16 protein-coding genes and 3 pseudogenes are annotated in these 15,448 nt (G+C 43.1%); 9 read left to right on the top strand and 10 right to left on the bottom strand.

The window, feature by feature from the left end:
- Positions 1 to 124 precede the first annotated feature (124 nt).
- Positions 125 to 1,930, top strand: a complete 1,806-nt coding sequence (locus IRQ95_RS04060; RefSeq protein WP_194435723.1) for an AAA-type ATPase lid domain-containing protein — start codon at positions 125 to 127, stop codon at positions 1,928 to 1,930.
- A gap of 13 nt (positions 1,931 to 1,943) precedes the next feature.
- Positions 1,944 to 3,638, top strand: a complete 1,695-nt coding sequence (locus IRQ95_RS04055) for a sigma 54-interacting transcriptional regulator (RefSeq protein WP_194435722.1) — start codon at positions 1,944 to 1,946, stop codon at positions 3,636 to 3,638.
- 95 nt (positions 3,639 to 3,733) lie between these two features.
- On the opposite strand, the gene IRQ95_RS04050 is transcribed toward IRQ95_RS04055, so the two are convergent.
- Both IRQ95_RS04050 and IRQ95_RS04045 read right to left on the bottom strand, forming a co-directional pair.
- Positions 3,734 to 3,895, bottom strand: coding sequence for a hypothetical protein (locus IRQ95_RS04050; RefSeq protein ID WP_123781725.1), 162 nt, complete (start codon positions 3,893 to 3,895; stop codon positions 3,734 to 3,736).
- A 144-nt stretch (positions 3,896 to 4,039) separates the two neighbouring features.
- Entirely contained in the window at positions 4,040 to 4,582 is a 543-nt protein-coding gene (locus tag IRQ95_RS04045) for a cysteine hydrolase family protein (protein ID WP_194435721.1), read from the bottom strand.
- Between the two features lie 85 nt (positions 4,583 to 4,667).
- On the opposite strand from IRQ95_RS04045, the gene IRQ95_RS04040 reads away from it, so the two are divergent.
- Both IRQ95_RS04040 and metG read left to right on the top strand, forming a co-directional pair.
- Entirely contained in the window at positions 4,668 to 5,579 is a 912-nt protein-coding gene (locus IRQ95_RS04040) for a GlxA family transcriptional regulator (RefSeq protein WP_194435720.1), read from the top strand.
- Positions 5,580 to 5,876: 297 nt separating this feature from the next.
- Positions 5,877 to 7,439: a methionine--tRNA ligase gene (gene metG, locus IRQ95_RS04035; RefSeq protein WP_194435719.1), complete on the top strand. Its 1,563-nt coding sequence runs from the start codon at positions 5,877 to 5,879 to the stop codon at positions 7,437 to 7,439.
- A gap of 89 nt (positions 7,440 to 7,528) precedes the next feature.
- Here metG and IRQ95_RS04030 read toward each other — a convergent pair whose 3' ends face one another.
- Positions 7,529 to 7,906, bottom strand: coding sequence for a hypothetical protein (locus tag IRQ95_RS04030; RefSeq protein ID WP_194435718.1), 378 nt, complete (start codon positions 7,904 to 7,906; stop codon positions 7,529 to 7,531).
- A gap of 226 nt (positions 7,907 to 8,132) precedes the next feature.
- On the opposite strand from IRQ95_RS04030, the gene IRQ95_RS04025 reads away from it, so the two are divergent.
- Positions 8,133 to 8,603 (top strand): GNAT family N-acetyltransferase, encoded by a 471-nt coding sequence (locus tag IRQ95_RS04025; RefSeq protein WP_228481253.1) that lies wholly within the window; start codon positions 8,133 to 8,135, stop codon positions 8,601 to 8,603.
- A gap of 90 nt (positions 8,604 to 8,693) precedes the next feature.
- Here IRQ95_RS04025 and brnQ read toward each other — a convergent pair whose 3' ends face one another.
- A complete protein-coding gene (brnQ, locus tag IRQ95_RS04020; protein ID WP_194435717.1) occupies positions 8,694 to 9,998 on the bottom strand; it encodes a branched-chain amino acid transport system II carrier protein in 1,305 nt (434 codons plus the stop codon).
- A gap of 613 nt (positions 9,999 to 10,611) precedes the next feature.
- Between brnQ and IRQ95_RS04015 the strand changes: the two genes are divergently transcribed.
- The 3 genes from IRQ95_RS04015 to IRQ95_RS04005 all read left to right on the top strand — a co-directional run bounded on the left by IRQ95_RS04015 (position 10,612) and on the right by IRQ95_RS04005 (position 12,352).
- Positions 10,612 to 10,872 carry a DUF5062 family protein gene (locus tag IRQ95_RS04015; protein WP_194435716.1) on the top strand — a complete coding sequence of 87 codons (261 nt, stop codon included), beginning with the start codon at positions 10,612 to 10,614 and terminating at the stop codon, positions 10,870 to 10,872.
- Positions 10,873 to 11,129: 257 nt separating this feature from the next.
- Positions 11,130 to 11,624 (top strand): YcxB family protein, encoded by a 495-nt coding sequence (locus tag IRQ95_RS04010; RefSeq protein ID WP_194435715.1) that lies wholly within the window; start codon positions 11,130 to 11,132, stop codon positions 11,622 to 11,624.
- Positions 11,625 to 12,001: 377 nt separating this feature from the next.
- Positions 12,002 to 12,352: a PH domain-containing protein gene (locus IRQ95_RS04005; RefSeq protein WP_194435714.1), complete on the top strand. Its 351-nt coding sequence runs from the start codon at positions 12,002 to 12,004 to the stop codon at positions 12,350 to 12,352.
- Between the two features lie 170 nt (positions 12,353 to 12,522).
- On the opposite strand, the pseudogene IRQ95_RS04000 reads toward IRQ95_RS04005, so the two are convergent.
- The 3 genes and pseudogenes from IRQ95_RS04000 to IRQ95_RS03990 form a co-directional block, all read right to left on the bottom strand.
- Positions 12,523 to 12,740: pseudogene (locus IRQ95_RS04000) on the bottom strand (IS110 family transposase); the annotation flags it as partial.
- 110 nt (positions 12,741 to 12,850) lie between these two features.
- Positions 12,851 to 13,585, bottom strand: coding sequence for a hypothetical protein (locus IRQ95_RS03995; protein ID WP_194435713.1), 735 nt, complete (start codon positions 13,583 to 13,585; stop codon positions 12,851 to 12,853).
- Positions 13,586 to 13,830: 245 nt separating this feature from the next.
- A pseudogene (locus IRQ95_RS03990) lies at positions 13,831 to 13,977 on the bottom strand (IS110 family transposase); the annotation flags it as partial.
- 71 nt (positions 13,978 to 14,048) lie between these two features.
- On the opposite strand from IRQ95_RS03990, the gene IRQ95_RS03985 reads away from it, so the two are divergent.
- The gene (locus IRQ95_RS03985) at positions 14,049 to 14,456 is read left to right on the top strand and encodes a hypothetical protein (RefSeq protein ID WP_194435712.1); all 408 of its coding nucleotides are present in this window, start codon (positions 14,049 to 14,051) and stop codon (positions 14,454 to 14,456) included.
- 143 nt (positions 14,457 to 14,599) lie between these two features.
- Here the strand turns inward: IRQ95_RS03985 and IRQ95_RS03980 are convergent.
- From IRQ95_RS03980 to IRQ95_RS03970, 3 genes and pseudogenes are all read right to left on the bottom strand, one after another.
- Positions 14,600 to 14,770 (bottom strand): annotated as a pseudogene (locus IRQ95_RS03980) (IS110 family transposase); the annotation flags it as partial.
- Positions 14,766 to 15,044: a type II toxin-antitoxin system RelE/ParE family toxin gene (locus tag IRQ95_RS03975; RefSeq protein ID WP_194435711.1), complete on the bottom strand. Its 279-nt coding sequence runs from the start codon at positions 15,042 to 15,044 to the stop codon at positions 14,766 to 14,768. The gene IRQ95_RS03975 and the pseudogene IRQ95_RS03980, both read right to left, overlap by 5 nt.
- Positions 15,041 to 15,325: a type II toxin-antitoxin system TacA family antitoxin gene (locus IRQ95_RS03970; RefSeq protein WP_194435710.1), complete on the bottom strand. Its 285-nt coding sequence runs from the start codon at positions 15,323 to 15,325 to the stop codon at positions 15,041 to 15,043. Before IRQ95_RS03970 ends, IRQ95_RS03975 begins: the two co-directional genes overlap by 4 nt.
- Positions 15,326 to 15,448: the final 123 nt, after the last annotated feature.

Here is a 15,448-nt window from a genome sequence, read left to right as displayed (position 1 = left end):
GTTTTTGACCCTAATCAACTTAGCGGTATTTAACGAGTTTAGTATCTCAATATCGGATCAAAGAGATACCGTTAATACCACTCAAATCTACAATAGGTTGTTAGCATTTTTTTGAGTTGTAAATATGCGTTCCTCCAGTGAAAAGTACAAAAAGTGGTTACTCCACGTTCAAAATAATTGGCCGAGTCAAGACAGCACTAAAGACCCTTTGGTGTGCTCATGGCTGGACGATAAACATCTTTGTGCTTTTGACTGGGACACCCAACCAACTCCGAGAAAATCGTTATTAGCCAACGCATCCTATGCAACTAACTATATCGACCACTTACAAAGTACCAATCTACTTGCCGTATTAGGCGCGGGTGGTGCTTGGTGCTTGCTCGATCCCCAAGGGGTAGTACTGGCGATTCAAACCTCGCCAGAATTAAAAATACCACTGACAGAATTAGGTATTGGCGAGGGGTTTTGTTTTGCCAAATCGCTGATTGGTACCACCGCTTTTTCACTCGCTCAAGAGAGCCTTAATGTTGCTACGACAGGCTGTCATGAAACCTATAAAAAGGTACTTCACGAAATCGCATTTGCTTGCGTGACTGTGCGCAATGATCATCATGGTTTATTTTTGATGGCTCTGTATGACAAGCCGCATGAAAAATCGCTACCTTTTGCTAAGCGCCATCTCGAGGCATTGACGCACTATCCAGCGAAAAGCTTAAGCAACGTAATGCTGTTTGAAGATATTTTGGATTCAATGTCCGAAATGGTGTTTGTATTTGGTCACGATCGCCAATTGCAATACAGCAATGATAAAGCTCGTCAACACATTCAGCGTGGTATGGTACATCTTGACGGACTGCCGGTATTGGCGGTTTCCGCAATACCGGGTGAGATGGAGCTAGAGAGCGTCAACATTGAAGTCGAGCAAGTACAAGTGACCGGGCATATACGCCGTCAGCGCGTGCGCGGCAAATATATCTGTTTCGTGAAATTATCCAGTCAAGCTAGCGTCAGTGGCAATTGGCGTGATGTTGTGTTGTCACAATGCTTGGCTAAAGACAACTACATCGACCGTTTCTTAACCAAAGGTAACAAAGGTGGATTACGTCTGTTTATCACCTCATCCGTTGGGGCGGGTGAGCATTATGTGGTGGACTACATAGCCAAACAATTAGCGCATAAGCAGCGTTTCAAGATTGATTGTATGGCTGGTTTTATGGGGCATGGCGGCAATTTAGAGGCAATGGAAGTCAGTAAGCAGCAGTTTCTCAGTGTATTGAATGATGCCAATGGTCACATTTTGTGTATCGAGAACATCGATTTACTGTGCGCTGAATTGCAAAGCACGCTACTCAAAGTGTTGTCGACTGGCTTCATTAGTGATGCTGCGGGTCACTATCAAACCTTCAATATTGAGCTGATCTGTTGTGCTTCGGCGGGGTATGACTGGGAAACCTCGCGCCTTAATCGCTTACTGTATATGAAACTCTCTTTAGCGGAACTCACATTAAGACCTTTAACCCAAGATCTCTCTCGCTTACAGCGCGTGCTTGATATGACTCTTGAGCAACTGAGTTTACGTGAAAGAGCCAATATTCAATTTGAAAGTGAGGCCCTGAGTGTTTTGATGAATTATCACTGGCCGGGAAACTTTTTAGAACTATTTCAGACGCTTGAAAATGCGACTCAGTTATGTGGCAACGGACTTATCACCTTGGATACCTTGCCGGAACGAATGAAAAAGCGCAAAGCGGATGAGAAAAAAATTGTCAACATAGCGGATGCAGAACGCAACGTCATTCTCAATGCTTGGCAAGAGAATGGCGGCCGAGCAACAAGTGTAGCGGACGCATTAGGCATGAGCCGAACAACGTTGTGGCGAAAGATGAAAAAACACGGCTTAACCTGCCAATTAATGACAGTGAAAGCGTAAAAAGGATATTACTATGGGTACATTACATTACGGTATTCAAGACGTTCGATTGGAAGGGCTAAAATCGCCAGGATTAATCAAAGATTTTGTGCAATTAATGGCAAAGGTTAGTCAATCTTCAATGAGTACTGACGGTATTTTTTTGCTGTTTAGCCATGATTTTGTATGCTTATCGCAACGAGGAAACAAGACCTTAAAGTCCTTACTTGAGGAACATGGGTTTGTTGTTGGTCAATATTGGTCACCAGAAAAGCTTGGTATACAAGAAATCTATGACTGGCGTATTAGCGGCAAGCAGTATCTTCATGTTAAGAGCCAGCCGATTACCGATAGTGAGCTTGGTGTATTAGGTTATGCTACGTATATTCATCTTAATAAAGAGATGTTAAGTCATGTCGATATTAGTTTAATGACCATGGCAACGTGTTTGAATGAAATGAGCCGATGCCGTATTCAGCAACAAGCTGAAGGGTTTAATCGCCATTATATTGAAACAAGTAGAGCTTGTTTTCTGGTGGTCGATAACGACGGTTTTATCACTTACGGTAGCCCAGAGTTTTTTGCTCAGTTTGAAACCGCGCCGAATGAAATTATTAATGGTAATCTTTTCGAATACTTCTTATTTCCTCCTAAGATCAAATCTTTAATTTGTGATAATCAGGTGGTGAATGGTGACAATGTTGATTTCGATTTTGCTGGTCAATTGAAACAATATAAGCTTAATTTCCAACCAATCGATGATAGTCACAGAATTTTGGATTTTGCATCAATAGAGGCAGCCACAGACAAACAAGAGAAAAGCCATCGACTGATCTCAACACTGGATCGGTACACCACGGACTCGCCGCTGATGCAGCGCGTGATTTCTGCCGCGAAAGAATCGGTGAAAAATACCTCGCCAATCTACATCTTAGGTGAAGAGGGAACGGGTAAGCGCAGCTTAGCTTTGACAATTCATAACTCTTGCGAGCGCTTTAGTGAAGGGCCGTTTATCGCTGTGAACTTGCACTCGGTGAAACCGGAAGATTTATCGGCGCTGCTACTCGGCACCGATGATGGCGAAGGTGCAAAATCGAAGTTTGAGTTGGCCAATGGTGGCACCTTGTATATCGAGCGAATTGATCTGTTGCCAGGGGTACTACAGGCGGCGCTAACGCACATCATTTTGACCAAAACGCTGTTTGATATTAATACCAATAAGTCGGTCGATCTTAACTTCCGCTTAATCACCAGCTCAATTAAGCCGTTAGAAGATTTGGTTCATGAACGTCGTTTCTGCCCTTCACTCTATTACTACCTCACTGGTGCGTCGTTGGTTTTACCTAATCTTCAAAAACGTACCGAAGACATTCCGATGATTGTCGAGCGTAAACTTAGCGAGTTGTATGGCGGCCGAGATGCGGTGGATGAAAATTTACTCGGTTTCTTGCTGGAATATGCCAGTAATCGAATCTGGTCAGGAAATATATCTGAGTTAGCCAAGTGGATTGAGCACACGTTTTTACACCGCGATAGTATGCTGCTTGATGCCTCGGCTGCTGGGATGATGTCTTGTGTAGCCACGCCGATACAGCCGCTAGAGGAAATCGAAAAACGTGAAATCGCTAATGCCTTGGTAGTGCTCAATCGACAGTATGTCGATGTGTCGAATCAACTCGGAATTAGCTTATCTACGCTTCGACGTAAAATTGCCAAGTATTCGTTGTAGCTACTCTTATGGAGAGTCAAATAGCAAAACGCCTCAAGATTGACTTTGAGGCGTTTTATTTTTAGTCAGTCACTAATACTCAATAACAACTGGCATTAATCATCCGCACCGCATTTGGCGCATTCTTGGTAGGTGCGTTCACCTTCGCTGATCACCACATAGCTACTGACGCACTTGTCGCACAAAGCCAGTTTTGGGTAGGCAATCTTCTCTTTCTTAGAGCTGGTATCGCCTTCGGTAACGTAAAATTGTCTCATGGATAGCAATTCTAGTTGAGAGAAAGGGCGGAGTATAACTGGCTTGATGAGCTTTGTCTTGCTGGTAGCTGCTCCCTTTAAATTCGATATATTGGGGAAGCAGTACCAAGATGCTAGAGGGAATTAGGTCTGCGTTAAAGATGATTAGCTAATTATGTCATCGACGCTTTGCAGTTGGGCGATGTTAGCCACTTCAGCCAATGCTGTTTGATGTACCACTTCAGCAGGGACTACTTGGTCAAAAATCGGCAGTGCACAAGTAGCACAGGCATCATGGGCGATGGTCGCTTTAAGACCATATTCGATCGTAGCTCGTGCTGTGCTACTCACACACATATGAGTCATCATGCCTGCTAGAATAACGCTAGTCACGCCAAGTTCACTTAATACAGTGCTTAAGTTAGTCGCTGCGAATGCGTTTGGGTAATGCTTAACAATCACCGTTTCGCTGTCTGTTGGCGCAACCAGTGGATGAATTTGTTGGCCTTCAGTGCCTTCTAACATAAACCCAAGCTCAGGGCTGGCTGCGAGGTGCTGAATGTGTACCACCGGCTGACCGGTTTGGCGAAAATGAGCTAACAGTTTTTGTGCGTTCAGTGCGGCTTTTGTTGGCTCAAATAACGTCATAGCGCCGCCTTCAAAATAGTCATTTTGAATGTCGATGATAATTAGTGCTTGTTTAGTCATAGGTACTCTCCTTGATTTGATGTGGCTACTTTACACTCTGTATCAGCAAGTTATAATGTCCCAAATGGACAATTAAAGGTCGAATATGGACGGCAAGATAATTAAGGTTGTGATCCTAGAAACGGAGCACGTGATGGAGTCAGCGGCTGCAGGGATCAGCGATATTTTATCGGTAGCGAACTACGTGCTAGACACGCCATTATTTATGGTGACTAAGGTTAATTGTTCAGAATTACCGATTGAGACTGTGCCAGATGTGGTTTTTATTCCGCCGCGAAGAATTGGTGCGGATATCCATTACGACTCAACCTTACTGACAACGCTAAAACAATGGCATGGACAAGGGTGCACAGTGGCAGCCAACTGCGCAAGTGTGTTTTGGTTGGGGCATGCGGGGCTATTAGACAATAGAGCCGCCACTACCCATTGGAAGTTGTGTGATCAGCTGGCTAGTGATTTTCCACTCTTGGCGGATGTAAAACGCCATGAAATGGTGGTCGACGAGGGGAGTGTGGTGACGGGGTCGGGGTTATTTGCATTCCAAGATTTAGCGTTGCACCTTATTGCGCGTTACGGTGGTTTTGAGCTTGCTAAGGAGGTGGCGGATATTTGTCTACTGGACTTCTCGGGGCGCCTACAAGCCTATTATGAACGTTTTATACCTGATTTTAGCCACGGCAATGAATTGGTGTTAAAAGCACAACAATATTGTGAGAGAACACCGCTAGAAGAGCAGAGCAATAAGGCGATGGCAGAGCTTTGCTGTGTCAGTGAAAAAACATTAACCCGAGCGTTTAAAAAGGCGTTGAATCTCACTCCACAACAGTACCGTTTGAACTACAAAATGGATGTTGCCAAGCGAGAAATGAACATCAATAAATCGACGGTAGAACAGGTGGCTTTTCTGTTGGGCTATAACGATGTCAGCAACTTTACCCGTGTCTTTAAGAAGGTGGTGGGAATTACTCCGACTCATTACCGTTCGCGATTTGCCTAAAGTTCAGTCGGTTAATAAAATACTCAGCTGGGTAATCTAGTAGTTGTCCATTCCAATACTCTCTGTTAGTGTGAACAACATGAATACGAAAATAACACGCACTATTATGACTCTAGCTCCTGCAGCTAACATGATGAACATGCCTTCTCAGCGAATGCTGCGAGGGATGGTTTGCGTGTTCTAAATTTATTAATCACAGCATCACCATTCCGAAACTCTCGATTGGAAGGTGATGTATTTAGATGACTTGTATCAGTCTCTTTTCAATCGATAGTTCGGATGTAAAGGAGACGAAATATGACAATTAATCAAACAGTTGCTTCTGCATATCCATCTGTTCCTCGCGCGACTTTTTATACCACACCCATTTTCTACGCCAATGGTGAACCTCATTTAGGTCATGCTTACACGGCGATCATAACAGATGTATTCCATCGATTTTTTTCACTACTTGGTTCACATAGTCAATTGATTACTGGTACTGACGAGCATGGTCAAAAAATTGCGGGCACAGCTCAATCGAGCGGAAAACTGCCGCAAGAGTTTGTTGACCAGCTTTCTCAGACTTTCAGCTCGTTATGGCCAAAGCTGACGATTGAACCTGATGTATTTATTCGCACCACTGACCAAGATCACAAGGCGCATATTCAAACCTTATGGCAACAGTTACAGCAGCAAGGTGATATCTATTTGGGTAATTATAGCGGTGATTACTGCGTGGCTTGTGAGCAATACTATCCCAAACGTGAACTGATTGATGGCTCGCTTTGCCCAATCCACAAGCAGCCAATCGAGCATGTTGAAGAACAAACCTACCTATTTAGATTAGAGAAATACCGCCAAGCTCTACTTGATTACTATAAAAGCAACGCTGATGTGATTGTGCCAAGCCATTTCCAGAAAACCTTGATTGAACAACTAGAATCTTCGCCATTGGAAGATTTGTCAGTCTCGAGAGTGAATAACCAATGGGGAATTCAAGTGCCGAGCGATCCTGAGCATACCGTGTATGTTTGGATTGATGCCTTATTTAGCTATATCAGTGCGATACAGCGCTCGGGCTCAAATGAGCAGGCGATTGCGAATACTGAGCACGTCATTGGTAAAGATATCCTTCAGTTTCATGCTGTTTATTGGCCTGCATTCCTGCTCGCGTTAGATCTGCCTTTGCCGAGAAAGTTGATTGTGCATGGCTGGTGGACGATCAACGGTGAAAAGATTTCAAAATCAAATCCAGAGACAACCGTAAACCCGAGCCAGTTTGCTGAGCGACTCACTGTTGATGGACTGAGGTATGCACTAGTGAGGCAGAAACCACTGTACCGCGATGGCAACGTTGTGTTGGATGAGTTTGCCGAACTGATTAATGCCGATCTTCTTAATAACTTTGCCAATTTAGTTAAGCGTAATCACACCTTGATCGATAAGCTGTTCGCTGGCGAGATTAGTTTGGATAAAGCGGGATGCTTAGATGAAGAATGCCAAGCGCAGTTAAGTTTATCTGCGATAGCATTGAGTGACATTGTTGATGCTTATTTTCAACGCGATTTGTATCGAGTCACTAAGGAAGTGAATACATTGCTTTCTGAGCTGAATGCTTTCTTCCATCACCGCGCTCCTTGGTTAGCAAGCAATGCGGCAAATGGGGAGCATTCTGAACTGCATGCCGCTCAAACTTGTTTGCTCGTGAGTAATATTGTCACAGAGCTAACTTGGTTGCTGAGCCCTATTGTCCCTGAACTGGCGAATCGCATTTTAGGAGAATTGAATACGCCAGCGAGTTCGATTTTGACACAAGGTCGCTTATCTTTGCGGGATATACATATTCAATCGGCACAGAGCCATTGGCAACGCGTTTAAACATAAGTCTTAGTCGCCTTTATAAACGCTGCTTATCCGTAAGAACAGATGCTATAACTTGTATAGCGAGTGTTATGGTGTCTGTCCTTTTAAGTCGAGCCGTAGGTGGCAAGTGACCCTATAGGAAGCAATAGAATCCACTGTGGTAGTGTAAAAAAGACACGAAGTTTAAATAAGTACCAGCCAACACTGATGAAAACTAAAGTAAATAAGAGATTAAGCAGACCAAGGAGTAGTGTGGTCGTATAGAGTTGGCTGAAGCTAAACCAACCTGTGTATGTAAGAATTAAGGAGTTAAAAAGCAGAGTGGCTGAAACTAAATGCCAACATGCTAGCAGTGTCGCTTTAGGTATTGGATCAAGATTCGACTTGAGGAAGGGTTTCACTGGGTCCACCTGACCAGCAAATACATGTACTAATGTGGTAAATAGGCCAAGTATGCCTGCGCTCAATATCCAGATATTCATATTGCGTCCATTTTGCTGGGAGGTGTTTTTATTACCTTAAGTTATTAAGTGCTATTGTTAGTATCAATGGTGGCGCGATACATAAATGTTGTGTGATAAAACTGGAGGTACGTCGCATCTATGGTTCTGACATCGTTAGATTTATTTGTAACGAGAGCCTTGCTAGAATGTGCCAGACATGTCACCGAACTGAACTCATTATCTAGAAAGTTTATTGGGCAGTTTGATGATGCAAAAAAATCTACTAATTACTCTCTATAAAATGACAATGACCTATCGCTTAATTCAAAAACATGAATTTGCCATGATGGCGCAAGTAGAGCAGCAATGCTTTGGCGCTCACGCGTTGCCAGATTTCTTTTTCCGCCAAGCTTATGATTGCTGGCCAAAAGGCTGTTTTGCCGCTTTTAAAGAGGAGCAAATGCAAGCGTTTTTGATTCTGGCGCAAAGCGAAACGCCTGACATTGGTTGGATTCTTTCTGTGGCCGTTGCCCCTGAAGCGCAAGGCCAAGGCATTGGACGAAATTTGCTTTCTCGTCTGCTTGAACAAAAGCGCTATGAACGCGTGCGATTGACGGTTGATCCTGAAAACCCTGCGGCACTGCGTTTATACCAATCATTAGGTTTTAGCAAAATTGCAGAAGAGGCAGATTATTTTGGCCCTAATCAAGCGCGCTGGGTGATGGAGTATCGATAGTGGAACAGATACCAACCAGAATAAATATTTTATCTATTCCAATTGGTATTTGACCAAAGTTTGACCTCAGGTTTAGCGTGCGGTCAGTACCTAATCCGTTGCCATCGTTACTGGTTGTTCTGTTTGCTTATGGGTAACGATACCCAAAACAACCATGGCGACAGTTGGCACAATCCAGCTGGCAAAGTAGTGGTATAGCGGCATATTGCTCTCTAACCATTGGTTTGCCGCTTCTGGCATGTAACCCAGAATGTGTAAAGCATCAACACAGCCAAAACTCAGCGCGGTAAACGCGGTTGTGACCACCATAACTTGCGACAACTTATAGCGCACAGGTGCCATGATCATTAGTGCAATCGCTACTGGGTGAAGCGCGACAACGGCTGGTAATGTAATAGCAAGTAACTGCTCCAAACCCACATTTGCAATCAAACCAGCCAGTACCATTGTCGTTACTACGCACCCTTTGTAGTTCACTTTGCTAAAGGTGTTGTCATAGAACTCGCTACCAGCGGTCGTGACACCAATTGCTGTAGTCAAACACGCCAATATCATCACAGCCCCAAGCAATAGCGAGCCAAACGCGCCGAAGTGATTAAAAGTGAACGCAGTTAAGATATCGCCACCGTTACTAAAATCAGACCCTAGGTATGAGCTGGTTGAGCCAATGTAAGCCAACGAAATGTAGACAAATGCCATCGCGACGGCGTACATCAGCGCCGCAATCAATGTGTACTTCGCGGTGGTCTTGCGGCAAGTCACGCCCATGCTGCGAATCGCGCGGAAGATGATCCAACCAAAACCGATAGAGCCTAGCGCATCCATCGTCATGTAGCCTTGCGTCAAACCCTCTGCAAAAGCACCAGATACGTAAGGGCCCGTTGCGGTGGTGAGCTCGCCTGCTGGGTAAAGCAAAGCCGTGACAGACATTACCATCAAGATAGCCATTAATGCTGGAGTCAAAATCTTGCCTAGATTGTCGATTAACTTGCCGGGATACAGGGCAAACAAAATGGTGCCAACACAGAAAACCAGCGTGAAAGGGATCAAAGCAGCATCACCAAGCATCGGCGCAAAGCTAAATTGGTAAGCGACGGTAATCGCGCGTGGGATCACGAACGCAGGACCAATCACGATAAAGACCATCACCCAAAAACTAGTCGCCAAAGGCTTAGGAAGGGCGGCGGTTAACTTGTCTGAACCGTTGACAATAGCCACCATCACCAGTGCCATCGCAGGCAGACCTACGCCAGTTAAGAGGAAACCAGACATTCCGCTAAGAAAGTTCTCACCAGCTTGGTAGCCCAAAAAGGGAGGGAAGATCAGGTTGCCTGCGCCTAGATACATGGCAAAAGTCATGAAGCCCAAAGCGGCGATATTGCGTGCGCTTAACATTGTTATTCCTCTTATGTTTCGCTTGAAAGAAACTGAAAGGAATAGGAAAAGTATGTGGCAATCCCGTCAGCTTCTTTTCAAGCTGACAGAAAGTTTAGATGTAGCCTGTCAGCCCTGAATCAGTTTCAGAGAGAGCAGGAGGATCGCAGCAGCAACGCCAGATGGGCGTTTTAAAGCGAATTGTGATTGCGCAGTTGCTGACATGAGTCGTGATCCTTAACAATAAAAAAACACCAAGCAATACGTTTGCCTTGGTGTGCTTTTACCCTAACTAACATAGGGCTATTGGCACAACCCCAAGACAGGAAATAAGTGGATACGAATAATCTATGTGTTTTTGATAGTGGATTAGGCTGGAATTAAAGTTGCAAAGCAGAATAAATGACTTTCCATTTTGTTAACAATGCCTGTTTTGATTTATTTTTGTTCAAGTGAGCAAGAGAAAATGTGCCATTTCCGATTTGGAGGAAATCAATGTTTTGATAAACAACTAGTTAGTTAAATTAAAATGGGGACTATCTTTAGATTACCTTCTCGATATGAGAGCTTACTAACACGCTGTTCGTGACACTTGAGGTATTCTTAATCCAAGTGAAGGAAGAGGATTCTATTAATGTCAAAAAGCTCCAAGCTTCATAATGAAGACAAACTGGTTAAGAAGGCGCTTGAGATTGGCGGGAAGATGGCAAAGATGCAAGGCTTTGAGCTTCCACAGTCACCGCAACCCTTAAGAGTAAAAGCAATTTATCTATTCTTGGTTGATGCCAAACAAATCACACCACTACCTGACAGCAAACTCGATGGGGCGAATATTAAACATAGGCTGGCACTTTGGATTCATAGCGCGTTACCAGATAACGATCCTTTGAAATAGACATTCTGATTCTATGATTCAGTGAGCGCAAGGCGAATCGGATGGTTCGCCTTGTTTGATCTTGATAGCAGCCTTTTAGGTATCAGGAATACCTGATACCTAAAAACTATGGTCGACGTGTTTAAAGCTTTCGGTATTATTGATTTACAAAACAGAGCCGAAATTGTTAATGATATGCCGAGAGAAGCGATACAATGTTTGTGTTGCTAGAGAGCAACATGGAAGACTAATTCACAGAAACGTTAAAGTAACCCTACATGTCTAAAGATTTCGATTTCACCACAGAATACACACTCGACAAGCCTTTCTTTGCTGAGTGTTATGACCAAACGAGCCAACCAGCTAAGTTCCCACAAGCGTATTTAAAAGGGATACTGTTTCTAATTTTTGGTGTGGTTTTACTCGAGTTTGAGCTGTTACCGAACGGTTATGTCGGCTGGTTCTTTATCGTATTGAGTGTGGTTGAAGCCTTCAGTGTGTATTGCAAGAGAACTTGGTGGCTATGGCGACAAACCATTAGTTCAAGCCGTGGCAACAAAGTGACGCTTCAAATCAACACTGACGGTGTGCGTTATAAAAGCGGCAAAATTGATCGTCAAATCGCTTGGCGTGAAATCGACCAACTAGAACAGAGCGAGCTAGGTTTAATTCTTCATCTGGGCAAACAGCGCCAATATGTGAGTAAATCTTGCCTAAACGAAGAGGTGGTCGCGTTTATGGTTGAGCAGCACGCAGCAGCGAAATCTAGTTAACGTTATTAGGACATGCTCGTAAGCGACATTCAGCAAACAAAGGCGAATCGATAGGTTCGCTTTTTTTGATCTATTGAGTTTGGTTATAGTTTTGGATTGTTGCCGACCCCTATCTATGCGTCACTTTGACGTCCGGCTTACTTAAAGATATGTCATCCTCGCGAAAGCGGGGGACCATTATGCTATATGTTTACACCGTTTATCTAAACGTTGGCTTTAGCTCTTTGTTTATAAGAGAAAATTTTGTTTAAAATTAGCGTGATAAAGGAATTTTGCGGTCTAAGAACTGTTATGCGTCAGGGCTAAAATTGGACTAAGAAAATGAAGTAATTTCATGGTATGTTTGCCACTTATAACATCTATTAACGGAAAATTTCATGTTAAATCGAGCCGCATTATTACTCCGATATACTCAAGAAGCAGTGGATTGGTTGAACAAAGTTGATCCAACCGGAGTTTCTGACTTGACGGTAGAGTCTGCAAATGAAGATCGCACTGTATATTTAGTTAGTAGTGAAGTTGCTGATTCACCTGATACAGTCAAAGAGTGGGTGAAATTGAACTGCGATGTACTTTTTGAGGGTGAACTGTTTGAGTGGTATGTAGACCAATCACTTTGGCCGCAAAAACGTAACTGGGCGTTGTTTCAAAAGTGGTTCAAAATTGAGTGCCACTCAGTCATTGAAGATACCATGTTAGGCTCTCCGATCGTGGATGAAGACGCATAACACATACGAGCCTTTTGCCTGTCAATAGGCAATAACATCTTGTTGGCTGCGTGAGCAGCCAATGCCCTTTGAACAACAAAGTTATCTACTTCGCTTTGTCATTTTGGTCATTAAGCATTGCTTACGACAAACACATATAAAAGCTGTCTTATTGCGGTTTCTCCGCTGAGGGCATCATACCCAAGTTTGCGTAATGTTCTCATCCAACAGTGTGCACCACTACACGCTTCGACATCTATTCGCATAGGTGGCATATTTGCTATTGTGGTCAGCAGTTAGAGCGAGTGACTGATTTATGGAGTAAAACTTTGCCATGCTGGTCAACAGCATGAATGCTGAAGTGGTTTTTAGCTAAATCAATCCCGCAAAAATAAGAGTAATCAGACATGGTGCCTCCGGTGCGAATGGTACCACTTAAGTGTGGCAGTTCCTCGGGAGGGGGAATCCATGTTATTTGTTATGTTTTTGCGGCGAGTTTTAATTCGCCGCAAATCAAAACTAGTTCAATAATGGGACTCCATTATTGGCGATAAATGCGATAGCGCCGGTTGCAGCTGTTGCAATAGTTACAACGTTTGCTAAATCGCCAAGAACCTCTCGTATCTTGCTACCTGTTTCTGTTTCCTTTAAGTCTTCTTTGAATTCCGGGTCAAGAACAGCGTGACCAAGAGTTGCTTCAAGAGCATCTAGAATAGGTTGTGCGCCAGAGATTAAATAATCGTCAATAGCAGTAAGGATTTTTTGCATATAGTGTTGTATATACTTCTTAAACTCCATATTTAGATTCGATTGAATCGACGTATCCAGAATATCTTGAATTTTTGTTTTGAAGCCTTGCAGTTGCTCACTCTCTATTAATTTTGTATCTAATTTATGGTCTAGTAATGCAGCAGCCATTGAAAGGGTGGACAAGCTATGTTGATCGACATGACCTGAAAATGAGGTCCATTGTCCACTTAGGTTCTGTCCTAAAACAGCACTTTGTAGCTTATCCATTGAATACCGGAGATTTTCAGATAGCTCTGGATAATGCTCCGCTATGAGCTTTTCAACCTGATGTGGTAGTAATACAAATTGGCTTAGCTTTGCCATAAGTAATGACTCTTTTCCGACACCTTGCTCGTCAATACCTAATATTTTCTCCCATACATCTTTAGTTGGTGTTGTGGCAGGGAACGTTTTGCCTTGTTGTAGTATTGCCAATAAGCGTGCTGCTGGATTATCTGTAGTCATAGGTCTTTGTTTGTATGAATTAAATTGGGCATATTATATCAATGTAGGCTCATAAAAACATAACACATATGAGCATTCTGCCTGCCAATAGGCAATAACATCCTGTTGGCTGCGTGAGCAGCCAAAGCTCATCGAAAAACTAAGTTATCTACTTTGTTATGTCATTTCGGTCATTAAGCATTGCTTACGACAAATCCATATTGAGTCTCTTACTTAGTTTTTACGCTGCCACTCGAAGTTCTCATACCTGGTTTGCGCAATGTTCTCATCCAACAGTGTGCGCCACCACACGCTTCGACACCTATTCGTATAGGTGGCATATTTGCTATTTTAGTCAGAAGTTTAGAGCGAGTGACAGATTTATGAAGTGAAATTTTGCCACGCTGTTCAACTGTAGAATGCTGAAGTGTGGCAGTCCTCGGGAGGGGGAATCCATGTTATTCGTTATGTTCTAGGAGGGATTATGGAGACGAAATATATCAAAACTGGACTTATAGATATTGATAGTGTTCAGGACAATGTCGTTCGGCAATCCGAGTTTCTTAACTCAGTATTAGGTATATTGGCTTTTACATTGGGATTGAGTTGCCTGAGTTTTCAAGATCCACAATCTGCTGCATTTACTTGTTTAGGAATACTTATTCCTATCTATATCAAGGCAATAAATATGACCCATCCAGATATTTTAGCTTTGCGTAAATTAGTAAAAGAAACGCAAGATGCTCACGCTAAGGCAGTGCTAGCTCACTTGGAAGACAATTTTATTGGTTTTAGAGTGTTTTTGACACGGAATGTTGTATTTTGGTATGGAGTTGGGTTCTTTTTAGTTGTTCTCCATAATCCAGATTGGCTATTTTGGCTTCGAACATAACACATATGAGCCTTATGCCTTTCAATAGGTAATAACATCCTGTTGGCTGCGTGAGCAGCCAATATTCTTCGAACAACAAAGTTATTTACTTCGTTTTATTATTTCGGTGTTTCAGTTTAGCAGACATCATATCCAAGTTAGCGTAATGTTCTCGACCAATAATGTGCACCACCACACGCTTCGACACCTATTCGTATCGGTGGCATATTTGCTATTGAGGTCAGCAGTTTAGAGCGAGTGACTGATTTATGAAGTAGAACTTTGCCATGCTGGTCAACAGCATGAATGCTGAAGTGGTTTTTAGCTAAATCAATTCGTAGGGAATTTTTGCTTTTGGTGGAGTACACGCATAACTCGGATGATATCGCCCTCGACCCAGTAAGAGACAATCATTGAAATCTCGGGAATAATGAGTAATCGTCCGCGGATGCGATCTCGTTGTACACCCATTAAAGGTTGTTCAAGTAAGTTTTCTACTTTTGCTTCAATGAGGTTATCAGTTTTTTCTGCCGCATCAGGGTTGAAGTCGTAAAGAAACTCAAAGATCTTTTCACGATCATTAAGTGACTCTTCTTCCCATAAAATCATTGCTTACCTCGGTTACGGATTCTGGCTTTGCGTTCTTCCATTCGAGATTTGGCTGTTTGGTGCTCAACGAAATTGGATTGTCCTGAGTCAAACTTCTCAAATGCTAGGTTTACTTGTTCAGTTAGCCATGCATCGTGAGATAATGTTTTTCTTTGTTGTTCAGCGAGTTGCTCAGTAAGCTCACGGCATGCGTCACTCAGAGTGCGACCTTGGCTCTCTGCCATTTGTTGAGCTAGGCGTTTTGTTTCTTCATCAACACGAAATTGAATTCTAGTGTCCATGATGTATTCCTTTGTTGGTGTGTGTACAAATGTTAGCACTGGGCTTTGAGATGGGCAACTAACACATAAGCTTTCTATCAGTCAATAGGCAATAACATCCTGTTGCCTGCACAAGCAGCCAAT

Origin of the sequence: Vibrio fluminensis (assembly GCF_015278125.1) — a bacterium.
GTDB lineage: Bacteria > Pseudomonadota > Gammaproteobacteria > Enterobacterales > Vibrionaceae > Vibrio > Vibrio fluminensis.
The sequence above is the reverse complement of the archived record's forward strand: the minus strand, read 5'-3'. Positions and strand labels throughout refer to the sequence as shown.